This is a genomic window from Rhizobium sp. J15, from assembly GCF_002531825.1.
Classification (GTDB): Bacteria; Pseudomonadota; Alphaproteobacteria; order Rhizobiales; family Rhizobiaceae; genus Rhizobium.
Genome location: NZ_NWSX01000045.1, coordinates 18,420 through 32,372, shown reverse-complemented (window position 1 = coordinate 32,372; position 13,953 = coordinate 18,420). Strand labels below are relative to the sequence as shown.

General features: G+C 61.4%; 14 protein-coding genes. 5 read left to right on the top strand and 9 right to left on the bottom strand.

What is annotated here, in order from left to right:
- Positions 1-26: 26 nt before the first annotated feature.
- Positions 27-803 carry a ComF family protein gene (locus tag CO670_RS26525; RefSeq protein WP_097592966.1) on the bottom strand — a complete coding sequence of 259 codons (777 nt, stop codon included), beginning with the start codon at positions 801-803 and terminating at the stop codon, positions 27-29.
- Positions 804-880: 77 nt separating this feature from the next.
- Here CO670_RS26525 and CO670_RS26520 point away from each other — a divergent pair, with 77 nt between their 5' ends.
- Positions 881-1,765 (top strand): methyltransferase domain-containing protein, encoded by an 885-nt coding sequence (locus tag CO670_RS26520; protein ID WP_097592965.1) that lies wholly within the window; start codon positions 881-883, stop codon positions 1,763-1,765.
- Positions 1,766-1,839: 74 nt separating this feature from the next.
- Here the strand turns inward: CO670_RS26520 and CO670_RS26515 are convergent, their stop codons facing one another.
- The 3 genes from CO670_RS26515 to CO670_RS26505 all read right to left on the bottom strand — a co-directional run bounded on the left by CO670_RS26515 (position 1,840) and on the right by CO670_RS26505 (position 3,554).
- Positions 1,840-2,007 (bottom strand): Flp family type IVb pilin, encoded by a 168-nt coding sequence (locus CO670_RS26515; RefSeq protein ID WP_097592964.1) that lies wholly within the window; start codon positions 2,005-2,007, stop codon positions 1,840-1,842.
- 66 nt (positions 2,008-2,073) lie between these two features.
- Positions 2,074-2,391 carry a hypothetical protein gene (locus CO670_RS26510; protein ID WP_088677686.1) on the bottom strand — a complete coding sequence of 106 codons (318 nt, stop codon included), beginning with the start codon at positions 2,389-2,391 and terminating at the stop codon, positions 2,074-2,076.
- A gap of 236 nt (positions 2,392-2,627) precedes the next feature.
- Complete coding sequence (locus tag CO670_RS26505; RefSeq protein ID WP_097592963.1) at positions 2,628-3,554, bottom strand: helix-turn-helix domain-containing protein; 927 nt, start codon at positions 3,552-3,554, stop codon at positions 2,628-2,630.
- A 290-nt stretch (positions 3,555-3,844) separates the two neighbouring features.
- Between CO670_RS26505 and CO670_RS26500 the strand changes: the two genes are divergently transcribed.
- Positions 3,845-4,876, top strand: a complete 1,032-nt coding sequence (locus CO670_RS26500) for a carbon-nitrogen hydrolase family protein (RefSeq protein WP_097592962.1) — start codon at positions 3,845-3,847, stop codon at positions 4,874-4,876.
- 71 nt (positions 4,877-4,947) lie between these two features.
- Here CO670_RS26500 and CO670_RS26495 read toward each other — a convergent pair whose 3' ends face one another.
- Positions 4,948-5,829: a LysR family transcriptional regulator gene (locus CO670_RS26495; RefSeq protein WP_088689294.1), complete on the bottom strand. Its 882-nt coding sequence runs from the start codon at positions 5,827-5,829 to the stop codon at positions 4,948-4,950.
- A 94-nt stretch (positions 5,830-5,923) separates the two neighbouring features.
- Here CO670_RS26495 and CO670_RS26490 point away from each other — a divergent pair, with 94 nt between their 5' ends.
- Together CO670_RS26490 and CO670_RS26485 are read left to right on the top strand one after the other, a co-directional pair.
- Positions 5,924-6,592, top strand: a complete 669-nt coding sequence (locus tag CO670_RS26490) for a protein-disulfide isomerase (RefSeq protein WP_097592961.1) — start codon at positions 5,924-5,926, stop codon at positions 6,590-6,592.
- A 28-nt stretch (positions 6,593-6,620) separates the two neighbouring features.
- Positions 6,621-7,229 (top strand): NAD(P)-dependent oxidoreductase, encoded by a 609-nt coding sequence (locus CO670_RS26485; protein ID WP_097592960.1) that lies wholly within the window; start codon positions 6,621-6,623, stop codon positions 7,227-7,229.
- A gap of 161 nt (positions 7,230-7,390) precedes the next feature.
- On the opposite strand, the gene mutT is transcribed toward CO670_RS26485, so the two are convergent.
- From mutT to CO670_RS26465, 4 genes are all read right to left on the bottom strand, one after another.
- Positions 7,391-7,804, bottom strand: coding sequence for an 8-oxo-dGTP diphosphatase MutT (mutT, locus tag CO670_RS26480; RefSeq protein ID WP_088689291.1), 414 nt, complete (start codon positions 7,802-7,804; stop codon positions 7,391-7,393).
- A complete protein-coding gene (locus CO670_RS26475) occupies positions 7,801-8,607 on the bottom strand; it encodes a GNAT family N-acetyltransferase (protein ID WP_097592959.1) in 807 nt (268 codons plus the stop codon). Before CO670_RS26475 ends, mutT begins: the two co-directional genes overlap by 4 nt.
- The gene (argJ, locus tag CO670_RS26470; RefSeq protein WP_088689338.1) at positions 8,588-9,829 is read right to left on the bottom strand and encodes a bifunctional glutamate N-acetyltransferase/amino-acid acetyltransferase ArgJ; all 1,242 of its coding nucleotides are present in this window, start codon (positions 9,827-9,829) and stop codon (positions 8,588-8,590) included. The genes CO670_RS26475 and argJ overlap by 20 nt, the downstream gene beginning before the upstream one ends.
- A gap of 110 nt (positions 9,830-9,939) precedes the next feature.
- On the bottom strand, positions 9,940-10,821 hold the full coding sequence (locus CO670_RS26465) for a peptidylprolyl isomerase (RefSeq protein ID WP_088689289.1): 882 nt from the start codon (positions 10,819-10,821) through the stop codon (positions 9,940-9,942).
- A gap of 245 nt (positions 10,822-11,066) precedes the next feature.
- Here CO670_RS26465 and secA point away from each other — a divergent pair, with 245 nt between their 5' ends.
- Entirely contained in the window at positions 11,067-13,781 is a 2,715-nt protein-coding gene (secA, locus tag CO670_RS26460) for a preprotein translocase subunit SecA (RefSeq protein WP_097592958.1), read from the top strand.
- Positions 13,782-13,953 lie beyond the last annotated feature (172 nt).

The following is a 13,953-nucleotide window of genomic DNA, read 5'->3' as shown; positions in this document are numbered from 1 at the left end:
TCCAGACGGATGCCGGGTATTTTCTGTCATATAGGCTCGGAAAGAGCCCTTGCAAAGGTCAAAACCGTGATCTCGGCCGCGCCCGCCTTGCGCAGCGTCCGGCTTGCAGCGGCGACCGTCGCTCCCGTGGTATAGACGTCGTCGACGAGCACGATACGCTTGCCGAAGACGTCATTTTCGCAACCCTTGGCGATCGCGAAAGCGCCTCTGACATTGTCTTCGCGCGCCTTTGCGCCGAGGCCGACCTGCTGGCTCGTGCGCTTGACGCGGATCAGCGTCGCCGCAAGCAGCGGCTTGCCCGAGAGCTTCGCCATATGGCGGGCAAGCTCGGCTGCCTGGTTGAACTTGCGCGACAGCATCCGGGTGCGGTGCAGCGGCACCGGGATCAGCGCATCGCAGCTTTCGACCGTGCCGTCGGAGGCGCGCAGCATCCAGGCGGCCATCATCGGCGCCAGATCGGTGCGATCGCGATATTTGAGCCCATGAACGAGGTCGCGCACCGCATGGTCGTGGGTTGCCGCCGACCGCAGCCGGTCGAAGGGCGGCGGATTGGCGATCGCCTCGGCGCTCAGAATGCCGGCGCCGAGATCGTGCGAGAAGGGAATGCCGAGCACCTCGCAATAGGGCCGCTCGATGAAGCGGATGCCGGACCAGCATTTCGCACAGAGCCCGCGATGATCCCCGGTCGAGATGCCGCAGACGGAACAGGCAGGCGGATAGAGAAAATCGGCCAGCGCCGAAAACGGCCGCAGGAGGCAGGCCCGCAGCAACTCTGCCGATTGTTCGAAGTTAACAGGCTTCATACGACCGAGACTAGCCTGTTCTCTTCCAAAGGAAAATCGCCTTGCCGCGTAGACCCCGCAGGACTAAGGACATCGGCATGGAAACGATCTTCGACAGGGCCCTGATCGCCGCACATCGCCACCGCGCGCTTGTCAACAACGACCCGAAAGCCGCCTTCCTGCTCGATATCGCCGCCGAGGAAATGGCCGAAAGGCTAGCGGTCGTCGAGCGGACATTCGAGACCGCCGTCGAACTGCATGGCGCGACTGGAGCCGCTGCCCGCGCCGCAATGGCGACTGGCAAGATCGGCAGGATGATCCGGATCGAAAGCGAGAAGGCCTATGCGGGCCCGGGTGAGATCTTGATCGAGGCGCCGCTCGAAGACGTGCCGATCGAGCCGCAATCGGCCAATCTCGTGCTCGCGCCGCTCAGCTTGCATCTGACCAATGATACGCCGGGCGTTTTCATCCAGATCCGGCGCGCCTTGAAGCCGGACGGCCTGTTCCTGGCCGCGATCCCCGGCGCCGGCACGCTGCAGGAGCTGCGCGAGGTGCTGCTGGCCGCCGAAGTCGAGATGACAGGCGGCGCAAGCCCGCGCGTCATCCCCTTCGCCGATGTGCGTGATGTCGGCAGCCTCATGCAACGCGCCGGCTTCACCCTGCCGGTAATCGACGCGGAGAACTATACGGTACGATATGACTCGCTCTTTCCGCTGATGCGGGATCTCAGAGCCATGGGCATGAGCAATCCGCTCGCCGCCCGCGGCCGCGGGCCGCTGACGCGCGCCTTCTTCCTGCGCGCAGCGGAAATCTACGCCGAGCGCTATTCCGATCCCGACGGGCGCATCCGCGCCACGTTCTCGATCATCTATGTCTCGGGATGGGCTCCGCACGAGAGCCAGCAGAAGCCGCTCCAGCCTGGTTCTGCCAAGGCACGCCTTGCCGATGCGCTGAAGGTGGACGAGCATAAGCTGAAGCAATAGGGCACTACGCCCCAAACCGTGACCGGTTTTGCGACAATATCGTGCTCCAATTCTTCAATTGGCTCGCCGCCTTTTCAATTCATCGGCAGAGCGTCGGTGATCACGTTGAAGACGTTCTGTAGGCTGCCGGTAAAGACGCCGAAACCGGCGATGAGCGCAGTGGAGATGATGGCGGCGATCAGGCCGTATTCAACCGCCGTCGCGCCTCTCTGATCTGTAAGATATGCTTTCAAAAGGCGCATTGCCCCAACCCTCTGCGCGAACCGACTGCAATCCATTCCACGGCCACCGGACGATGGCCGGCCTTTTCAGCAACCGGCGCCGACGCCGTATCCCTGGACGACACAGACCGAGCCGGGTGTCTCCTGCAGGACGCTGCGGCGGATCGTGTAGCGCTTGCCGCTTTCGTTCTTCGGGATCGATCCAGTGGTGATCGTGTCGAAATCCACCGGCGCGCTGGCAAAGACGCTTTTCTTCGAGGAATCGGCAAGCATCGGCGTCAGGATGAGCGTCAGCGCGACCACGGCGGTACCGAAAAGAAGGGCGATATTGAGCGCACCCGTCCTGCGCGAGGCAGACGAAGCCCGTTCCTTTTCCCGGACAGCTTTCCAGAAATCATCGTCCATGACGTCAAGCCTTTTAATACACGCACGCCAGATGCTTGATTGAGGCCGATCTTTGGCAGAAGGTGTTAAACGATCCATTAATATCCACAGCCGAAAACGGCGTGGCACAATAATAATCAGCTAATGCTAATACATATTCTCGGGAAGTGCGCCGCGTTTCTGAAAAAACGACATGCGCAAGAATAAATCCATAGCGCGAGCAGTTCTCAAAAGAGACAGTCCGAACAAAGGACGGCTTATGATTTGTCGCGTCCGGTGCTGCGTCGCCATTGGCTCGGCGTGGCCGAAAATCTGGCACGGAACATACGGTTGAAATAGGTGAGATCATTAAAGCCCGAGCTGAGCGCGATTTCAGTGATCGATCGCTGAGCAAAGGCCGGAGAACGAAGCTGCGAGGCTATGTTGTCGAGGCGCCTCTGCAGCAGCCAAGCGCGCGGCGTCGTTCCATTCTCATGGAACAAGCGCTGCAGGCTTCTGAGCGACATGCCCTGCTGCCGCGCGTACACCGCGAAATCGAAGCCGTCATCCAACACCTGATTGGAGAGCTTGGCGACGATGCGCTCGAATAGAGACGCAGACCGGGCGCCGCTGCCCTCGCCAAGCAAGGCCAATGCGGTTGCGATCAAATCGGCGCCCGCTATCTCAAAGCTCTCCACGGCATCGGGCGAAAGAGACTGAGCGTGTCCGGCCAGCAAGTTTACAAAGCCGGCCACGAGCGCACCAGGCCCGCTGCCTGAATCATACGCCCGAGCCGTCATGTGGGATAACCGCGGCATCCTGCATTCCATCAGCGCGCGCGGCATGCGGAAGACCATTTGTTCGAACGGGCCATCGGCGTGAAGGCGATATGGGCGGGTTGAATCATAAATCGCAAACTGGCCGGGAAGGAGTTCGGTCCTGCGATCGTCCTGCTCCAGATACCAGTGTCCAACGCGCATGAAAGACAAAAGCAGATATTCGCTGCGGTCGGTTCGAACCAGTGCCGGTGTCCGCTCTGTGAGCTGCGCCGTTGAACGTACAAGCGTGAAGCGTGGCGATCCGGGAACGATCTGTGCCACCGAACCGTAAAATTCCGATGAGTCCGAACGGCTCTCCAGTCGCACGTAGTTCGACCAGAGCTGGTCGCGCCACGTCCCAAGGATTGCTGCGGATCCCGTTCCCACCGTCGTTCTCTAAACTTTGTCGCCCCAGTCTGTACACTATGGCGCGTCAGTCCTAGCGGCGCAACGGCCGCATGGCCATTCTAGCTCCGCGTCCGCCTGAAAGCCTCCTGAAGAAGAAGAGAGGCGCGTCGGAGCGGGGAACATTTGGCTGTCAGCGCATAGGGCTAGGAGATCATGCCTTACAGGACGGCTCCCAGCCTTAGATGTCCCTGAAAGCTTGTGGCCAAGAACCGGCTGAACGGGTCGGCTCGCGGCGTTGACGGATTGACTGAGCACTGTGGAGGTATGACATGAAACCCATCAAAGCAGCGGTGGTGCAGGCCGCACCGATATTTCTCGATATCGAAGCTTCAATCGACAAGGCGGAAAGGCTGATTGCCGAGGCAGCAGCCAATGGCGCCAAGCTGATCGCATTCTCGGAAACCTGGCTGCCGGGTTATCCTTTGTTCGTCTGGCTCGGCGCTCCGATCGAGGCCATGCCATTCATACCTCGTTATCACGAGAACAGCATGGCGGTTGATTCGCCGCAGATGCGCAGGCTGCAGAAGATCGCTCGCAAGCACGAGATCACCGTAGTCATGGGCTTTTCCGAGCGAGACGGCGGAAGCCGTTACATGTCTCAGGCAATCATCGGCGAAGACGGGGATCTTCTGCTCGTTCGCCGCAAGCTCAAGCCCACTCACGTCGAGCGCACTGTATTTGGCGAAGGCGATGGCTCCGATCTCGCGGTTGTCGATGCCGCGTTCGGACGCCTCGGCGCGCTGAATTGCTGGGAACATATCCAGCCGCTCGTCAAAATGGCCATGTATGCGCAGCATGAAGAAGTGCATGTCGCCGCCTGGCCGAGCTTCTGCCTGTACCGCGATGTCGCCTATGCGCTGGGGCCGGAAGTGAATTCCGCGGCCACGCAGCTCTACGCCGTGGAAGGCAGCGCCTATGTGCTCGCCTCATGCGCGGTCATCAGCCAAGAAATGTTCGACGTCTTGGCCGATACGGAACGAAAGGCTTATCTGCTCAATCCGCGCACGTCCAAACCGGGCGGCGGTTACTCAATGATCTATGGTCCGGACGGAAGGGCGCTGTGCGATCCACTGCGGGATGACGAGGAGGGTATTCTCTATGCCGATCTCGATCCGGCGATGATCGCCATCGCGAAGGCCGCCGCCGATCCTTCCGGGCACTATTCCCGAGCGGATGCAGTGCGCCTCGTGGTAAACCGCGAAAGGCGCCGCGTAATGACCGAAGTCAATGTCTCACCGGCCACGCGCTTCACCCCTATCCCGCTCCTCGATAACGCAGAAACGCCTGCCGAACCGGCGTAACGGAGATTTGTGCGCCCGAGGCTCATAGCGTCGGGCGCCGGCACCTTGAATTTCTCAGGCACAAATTCGCGCTACTTGTCCCGTAGCCGCGTGGCCAGGAAATCAATCAGTGCACGAGCAGCCATCGGAAGATGCTTTCGGGAAACGTATAGCGCATGGATGCCGAGCGTGTTTGGCTCCCAATCAGGCAAGACAACTGCGAGCTTGTTCGCCTGCACCTCCGGGTCGGCGGCAAACCGCGGCAGCATTGCGATGCCGAGATCGGAAAGCGCTGCGCGCTTCAGGGCAACAGCGTCGTTGGTTTGGAAGCCTCCGAGCACTGGCACGACAAGCTGCGCCTCATGATTTTTCAGGGTCCATTCTGTTCCTCCAAGGTGCGTATAGGTGAGACACTTGTGGGCGCTCAGATCATCCGGTCTGGCCGGAGCTCCGTATTCCCTGAGATAGCGTGGCGAAGCGTAGAGCCGCGACGGACATTGTCCCAGTCGTCTTGCGATCAATGACGGGTCGAGGTGATTGGCAATCCGGATCGCCACGTCGATGCGGTCTTGCACGAGGTCGACCGTGCGGTCCGAAATCTGAAGATCGATCTTGATACGCGGATAGAGATCCGCAAACTTTGCAAAGAGCGGGATGAGCTGTGCCTCCGCCAGGATGCTTGGGGCTGTCACCCGGAGCAGACCATGAGGCGTGTCGGCATGGCTTGCGACTTCCGTCACGGCGTCGGCGACGCGCACGATTTCCCTGCACAATTCAAGAACGCGTTCTCCGGCAGAGGTCAAGCTGAGCTGCCGCGTCGTTCGGTGCAGCAGCCGCGTGCCGGACCAATCTTCCATGGAGGCGATGTAACGCGACGCCATCGCCCTGGACATGCCCAGCTCTTGAGCTGCGGCGGAGGCGCTGCCCCGTTCAACCGTCTTCAGGAGCACTTGCGCTGCGATTACCCGGTCCATCTATTCGCTCGATCTATGCAACATTTTGTGGCTCACATTGGCCTTTATCTCCGATCTTCGCAACATTACTTTCGCTTCAACAAATGGAGGTCACATGAACACCGACGTCGAGCTTGAGTATTATTTCGACCCCTTCTGCGGCTGGTGCTACGCGAGTGCCCCTGCGCTCGCCGGTCTTGCCGAGAATTTTTCGCACCAGCTCAAGATGCTTTCCTCCGGCCTATTCGTCGGAGGCAGACCGATCTCATCAATCGCCGAGCATGCCTGGCGCAACGACCAGAGGATTCAGGCGCTGACAGGGCAGCCCTTCTCCGAAGCCTACCGCCAGAACGTCCTATTGGCGCCGAACGGCATTTTCGACTCGGGACCGGCGACGCTGGCGCTCACCGCGCTCGGGGAACACGATCCGAGGCTGGAGCCTCGTTTCCTGCATGCGATCCAAATCGCCCGCTATGTCGCCGGGCACGACACGTCCGGCATCCAGGAGGTTGCGACCGTCGCCGTTCAAGTCGCCGCCGAGCATGGCATCGAGCTGACTACCGAGGCGTTCGGCGAGAGGCTCCGGAGCGATACCGACCTCAGAGAGCGCACGCTGGAGCGGATAGAAAATACGCAACGCCGGATGAACATCCTCGGCATTCGCGGCGTCCCGCAACTCGTCGCCCTCGTCAACGGCAAGGCCCACATCCTCAGCGGCGAGACCCTATATCAAGGTCCGGCCGGTCTCGCCGCAGCGCTCGACGCGCTACGCGCAGACGCATGAATCATCCATCCCAACAAGGAGTATCACTATGAAAATTGCTCTTATCGGAGCTTCCGGTCAGGCCGGCTCCCGCATCCTGGCCGAATTGTCAGTGCGCGGCCATACCGTTACCGCGATTGCCCGAGACCCGTCCAAGGTCGCATCTCTTCCGAACGTCACCGCCGCCTCTGGCGATATCGCTGCGCCTGAAGCTCTGGCAGAGATCCTGAAAGGCCATGACGCGGTCATCAGCTCGGTGCATTTCTCCGCCAGCGATCCGGACAAGCTGATTGCTGCGGTGAAGACCTCCGGCGTGCGTCGTTACTATGTGGTGGGTGGAGCGGGCAGTCTCGAAGTCGCTCCGGGCGTCCTCCTCGTGAACACGCCCGATTTCCCGGCGATCTACAAGTCTGAAGCGCAGGGCGGCGTCGACTACCTGAATAAGCTCAAGGCTCAAAACGACCTCGACTGGACCTTCTTGTCGCCTTCGGCCGCATTCGTGCCCGGCGAGCGGACCGGCACCTTTCGACTCGGCAAAGACGAACTCCTGACGAACGAAAACGGCAGCAGCATTTCCTTCGAGGATTTCGCGGTTGCCCTCGTGGGCGAGATCGAAGCGCCGACCCACGTCAGGCAGCGGTTCACCGTCGGCTACTAATTCGATCGACAAATCTCAACGCTTCATGGCAGCGCGGTCGGCACCGGTCAGGTGCCAGCTGCCTGGCCAGTGAGAAAAACGGCAAAATTCGCGGCTATCCAGGCCGCGAATTCCCCGACCCGGCGCTTATCGAAACTCCGTCGACGCCGCTGCCCAGCCTGTTAAAGCAAATCCTGCAGCATCGGGATGAGCGGCTCGTCGGCCGGCGGCATCGGGTAGTCGCGCAATGCCTGCGGCCGCACCCATTTCAGCGCCTGGCCCTCGCGGCCCTGTGGAATGCCCTCGTAGCGCCGGCAGATATAAAGCGGCATCAGAAGGTGGAAGGTCTCGTAGGAATGGCTGGCGAAAGTAAGCGGTGCGAGGCAGGCGATCTTGGTCTTGATGCCGAGTTCTTCCTCGAGTTCGCGCACCAGCGTTTCCTCCGGCGTCTCGCCGGGCTCCACCTTGCCGCCGGGAAATTCCCAGAGCCCGGCAAGCGATTTTCCCTCGGGGCGCTGTGCCAACAGGATACGCCCATCGGCATCGATCAGCGCACAGGCGGCGACCAGCAATATCTTCCGGCCTGCATCGCTCATCGCGGCTCCTGCTGCCAATAGCAATAGTGATAGGCGTCGCGAAAGCCGAGGCGCTCATAGAGCGCGATAGCCGGGCGGTTGGAAAGCTTGACCTGCAGCCAGGCCGAGCGGGCGCTGCGCATGCGCGCCCAACGCAGCGCCGAGGTCAGGATCTCGGTGCCGAGCCCCTCGCGCCGATGCGCCTCCAAGACCGAAAGCGACATGATGCCGGCAAGATCGTTGTCCTGCACGCAAAGCACCGTCGCAAGCGGGCCTTCAACAGCATTCTCGATCATGAACAGGCCCGACGGCGGCTTGATCGCCGAAATGATTTCGGCAAGCGCCGGCTTCAGCGACGGCGGGGCCCCGTCGACCGCAAGGTTGGCGTCGACGAAGCGGCCGACGTCATGGGTCGGCAGGTGATCGAGCGTATCCGGCAGTTCCGCCTCGGCCAGATCGCAGGTCATCACCACCGTCTCGTCGAACTGCGTCCAGTTCTGCGCCCGCAGAAGCTCGATCAGCACTGGCGAGGCGAGCGGCGTCTGGCGAACCACGGCGGGGCGGCCATAGGCTTCGAACTTCCGGCTTGCCTTTTCCAGTCGGATTTCGACATCGCGGTGATCGGAGGGGTCAAGCGGCACGATGGAATTCAGCCGGTTGGAGGGGTGGCCGGCCGTCAGCCGCACCTGCCAGCTGCCGTCATATTGCACGGATGCCGCCGGCCAGGCGCGGAAACCGACGGCCTCCAGCCTGCGGACCAGCGGCAGATTGTGTTGGGAAATGGATATCTGCAGCAATGAACGATCAGCTCCGATAGTCGCCATTGATCGCAACATATTCCTTGGTGAGGTCGCAGGTCCAGACGGTTGCCGTGCCTGCGCCGAGGCCGATATCCACTTTCACGGGGATATCCTGCGCCTTCATGACGTTCGAGGCGGCCTCCTCGGAATAATCGGGATCGCGCTCGCCGTTGACGGCGACCCGGACGTCGCCGAACCAGATGGCGAGCCGGTCGCGATCGGCCATCTCGCCCGATTTGCCGACGGCCATGACGATGCGGCCCCAATTGGCGTCTTCGCCGGCAGCCGCCGTCTTGACCAGCGGCGAATTGGCGATCGACAGCCCGATGCGCTTGGCGGCGGCATCGCTTTCGGCGCCGGTCACGGTGATTTCGAGCATTTTCGTAGCACCCTCGCCGTCACGCACCACCTGCAGCGAAAGATCTTTCAGCACTTCATTGAGCGCGACGCGGAAAGCGGCCAGACGCGGATCGTCGGCGCGTTCGATGAGGGCCTGGCCGTCCTCGGCCGCAGCACCCGTCGCAAACAGCATCAGCGTGTCGGAGGTGGAGGTATCGCTGTCGACGGTCATGGAATTGAAGGTCGGGCCGACGCCGTCGGAGAGTAGCGCCTGCAAGGCGGCGGGCGCGATGTCGGCATCGGTGACGACGAAGGAGAGCATCGTCGCCATATCGGGCGCGATCATGCCGGCGCCCTTGGCAATGCCGTTGATCGTCACGGCAACGCCGCCGATCTCGGCGCTGCGGGTCGAAACCTTCGGATAGGTGTCGGTCGTCATGATCGCCTTGGCGGCCTCGAACCAGAAATCGCCGGTCGCCTCGGCTTGCATCTTGTCCAGGACCCCGGCGAATTTGGTGGCATCGAGCGGTTCGCCGATGACCCCGGTCGAAGCCAGATAGACCTCGTTTTCGCTGCAGCCGACAGCAGCGGCAGCCGACTTCGCCGTCAGCTCGGTCGCCTGGCGGCCCTTCAGGCCGGTAAAGGCATTGGCGTTTCCGGAATTGACGACGACGGCGCGTGCAATGCCGTGCGGCAGGTTTGCGCGGCAGAAATCGACCGGCGCCGAAGGGCACTTGGAGCGGGTGAAGACACCCGCGACGGCGGCCGGCTTGTCGAAGACCATCATCAGCACGTCGGTGCGGTTCTTGTACTTGATGCCGGCGGACGCCGTCGCCATGCGCACGCCGCGCAGCGAAGGCATCGGGACGAAGGATTTCGGTGCGAGCGGAGAAACGGAACCGGACATGATGAAACCTGTCAATGAGCATTTCCCGGCGACTGAAACCGGCTCGCCGTCCGGAAATGCGACAACAACGATAAGGAAGGGCCCGGTAGAACCGGGCCCTGATGCGGATATTACTGCTTCGGCGCCGGCTGGGCAGGCTCGCTGCCCGGCTCAGGCTGCTTGTTGGCCTCGTCGTAGCCCTTGCGCAGCGTCTCGTCCGCGATCTCGATCTTGGAGGACGACTTCGCCTGGGCGAGAAGCGCAAGATACTTGTCGCGCATGACGAGCTGACGAACCTGATCCTGCACCTGCTCGAACGGCGGCGGTGCGGCGTCGCGCTTATCCTCGACCTTGATGACGTGATAGCCGAAGTCGGTCTTCACGGGCGTCTTGGAATAGGTGCCCTTCTCGAGCGCGAAGGCCGCGTCCTCGAATTCCTTGACCATGCGGCCACGCGTGAAATAGCCGAGATCGCCGCCTTCCGACTTGTTCGGATCGGTGGACTTCTCCTTGGCGAGTTCGGCGAAATCCTTGCCGGCATCGAGCTGCTTGATGATGTCCTTGGCTTCATCCTCGGTCTTGACGAGGATGTGGCGAGCGTGGACTTCCTCCTGCTTCGGCAGGGCGGCGACTTCCTTGTCGTAGCGCGCCTTGATTTCTTCCGGCGTCACGGTGTCGACGACATGCTTCTTGAAATAGGCGTTATGCAGCTCGCGATCGGAGAGATACTGCATACGCTTCTTGAATTCGTCCGTCTGGTCGAGCTTCTCGGTGATGGCGTCGGCGGCGAGCAGCTTCACGTCGATGGCGGCGGAGAGAGCCGCGACCTTCTTCTGGTCGTCGGGAAGCTGCGCTAGCTGCGGATCGAGATTGGCGACGGCAAGATCGAGTTCCGACTGGTGGATTTCCAGATTGCCGACCTTGGCGACGACGGCGTCGTCGGCATGGGCCGGAGCCTGGAGCGCAACAAAAGTCGCAAATGCCAAAACGGCGAATTTATTGGTGCTCAACATCAAATAACCCTTCACAGTTCCATCGCCGGTTTCAGCATCCCCTGAATCCAGCCCAAAATAGCCATCAACACCGGATTGTGGCCTTTCTGTATCCGCCAAATCCGTTGACATCATTCGACCCCCCTCTTATCTGTCACGCAACCTCGCGTCCAGAACAGTTTCCGGGCGTTTCAGCGTGCGCCTGATTTTCGGCTGGGCCGCGAAAAAGAAACGCCAGGGATGAATATTGAGAAAGGGCCAGTCACATGGTCAGCTTTGGCGGTATAGCCCGCAAGTTATTTGGATCGTCCAATGATCGCCGCGTGCGATCCTACCAGCCGAACGTCGCCGCGATCAACTCCATCGAAGAGAAGACGAAGGCGCTGACGGACGAGCAGCTCGCGGCAAAGACGGCGGAATTCCGCGCGCTTCTCGCCGAGGGCAAGACGCTCGACGATATCCTGATTCCCGCCTTTGCCGTCGTGCGCGAGGCCTCGCGCCGCGTTCTCGGCCTGCGACCTTTTGACGTACAGCTGATCGGCGGCATGATCCTGCATTCGAATGCGATCGCCGAGATGAAGACCGGCGAAGGCAAGACCCTCGTCGCCACCCTGCCGGTCTATCTGAACGCGCTTTCCGGCAAGGGCGTGCACGTCGTCACCGTCAACGATTACCTCGCCCAGCGCGATGCCGCGACCATGGGCCGCGTCTACGGCTTCCTCGGCATGACCACCGGTGTCATCGTCCACGGCCTGTCCGACGAAGAGCGCCGCGCAGCCTATGCCTGCGACATCACCTACGCCACGAACAACGAGCTCGGCTTCGATTATCTGCGCGATAACATGAAGTACGAGAAGAACCAGATGGTCCAGCGCGGCCACAATTTCGCGATCGTCGACGAAGTGGACTCGATCCTTGTCGACGAAGCGCGCACGCCGCTGATCATCTCCGGCCCGCTCGACGACCGCTCGGAACTCTATAATACGATCGACGCCTTCATTCCGCTGCTCGTCGCCAGCGATTACGAGATCGACGAGAAGCAGCGCTCCGCAAACTTCTCCGAAGAGGGCACCGAGAAGCTGGAAAACCTGCTCCGCCAGGCCGGCCTCTTGAAGGGCAATGCGCTCTACGACATCGAGAACGTCGCGATCGTCCACCACGTCAACAATGCGCTGAAGGCCCACAAGCTCTTCCAGCGTGACAAGGATTATATCGTCCGCAACGACGAAGTCGTCATCATTGATGAGTTCACCGGCCGCATGATGCCGGGCCGGCGTTATTCGGAAGGCCAGCACCAGGCGCTCGAAGCCAAGGAAAAGGTGCAGATCCAGCCGGAAAACCAGACGCTGGCCTCGATCACCTTCCAGAATTATTTCCGCATGTACGCCAAGCTCGCCGGCATGACCGGCACGGCGCAGACGGAAGCGGAAGAATTCGGCAACATCTACAATCTTGATGTCATCGAGGTCCCGACCAACCTGCCGATCAAGCGTATCGACGAGGACGACGAGGTCTACCGGACCTTCGACGAGAAGTTCAAGGCGATCATCGAAGAGATCCTCGACGCCCATAAGCGCGGCCAGCCGGTGCTCGTCGGCACGACCTCGATCGAGAAGTCGGAACTGCTCGCCGAGCGCCTGCGCAAGCAGGGCTTCAACGACTTCCAGGTGCTGAACGCCCGCTACCACGAGCAGGAAGCCTACATCGTCGCCCAGGCGGGTGTACCGGGCGCCGTGACCATCGCCACCAACATGGCCGGCCGCGGTACCGACATTCAGCTCGGCGGAAACCTCGACATGCGCATCGAGCGCGAACTCGGCGATGTCGAGGCGGGTCCGGAGCGCGACGCCAGGATCCAGGCGATCGTCGAGGAAATCAAGAGCCTCAAGGAAAAGGCGCTCGCCGCCGGCGGTCTCTACGTCATCGCCACCGAACGCCACGAAAGCCGCCGCATCGACAACCAGCTGCGCGGCCGCTCCGGCCGTCAGGGCGACCCCGGCCGTTCGAAATTCTACCTTTCGCTTCAGGACGACCTGATGCGCATCTTCGGCTCCGACCGCATGGACAGCATGCTGACCAAGCTCGGCCTGAAGGAAGGCGAGGCGATCGTCCATCCCTGGATCAACAAGGCCCTGGAGCGCGCGCAGAAGAAGGTCGAAGCCCGCAACTTCGACATCCGCAAGAACCTTCTGAAGTATGACGACGTTCTCAACGACCAGCGCAAGGTGATCTTCGAGCAGCGCCTCGAACTGATGGAATCGACCAACATCTCCGAAACCGTCTCCGACATGCGCCGCGAAGTGATCGAGGACCTGGTCGAAAAGCACATCCCCGAGCGCGCCTATGCCGAACAATGGGATGCCGTCGGCCTGAAGACCGGCGTCGCCAACATCCTCAACCTCGACCTGCCGATCGAGGACTGGGTGAAGGAGGAAGGCATCGGCGAGGACGATATCCGCGAGCGCCTGACGGAAGCCACCAATGCCGCCTTCACGGAGAAGGCCGAGCGTTTCGGCGACGACATCATGCATTACGTCGAGCGCTCGATCGTCATGCAGACGCTCGATCACCTCTGGCGCGAGCATATCGTCAATCTCGACCATCTGCGCTCCGTCATCGGCTTCCGCGGCTACGCCCAGCGCGACCCGCTGCAGGAATACAAGTCGGAAGCCTTCGAGCTCTTCACCGCGCTGCTCAACAATCTGCGCGAAGCCGTCACCGCCCAGCTGATGCGCGTCGAGCTGGTGCAGCAGGCGCCCGCCGAGCCCGAACCGCCGGTGATGCAGGCCCATCACCTGGATCCGACGACCGGCGAGGACGATTTCGCGCCGATCTACCAGGCCTCCGAAGTCATCGTCTCGCCTGAGAACCGCAATCCCGACGATCCCGCCACCTGGGGCAAGGTCGGCCGCAACGAGGCCTGCCCGTGCGGCTCCGGCAAGAAATACAAGCATTGCCACGGCGCTTTCGAGCAGGTCTGAGGCACGCCGCAAGAAACTCCGGAATGCCGCCTTCGGGCGGCATTTTCTGTTTCTGCGGCAGCGTCGAAAACCGGCATGTCCGGGCCGGATGACGATCCCGGTCCGGAACCGTTTCTTAACCCTGTTCTGTCAAGACTTCGCGGACGATTTGCCTGACCTCAGAGTTTTGCGT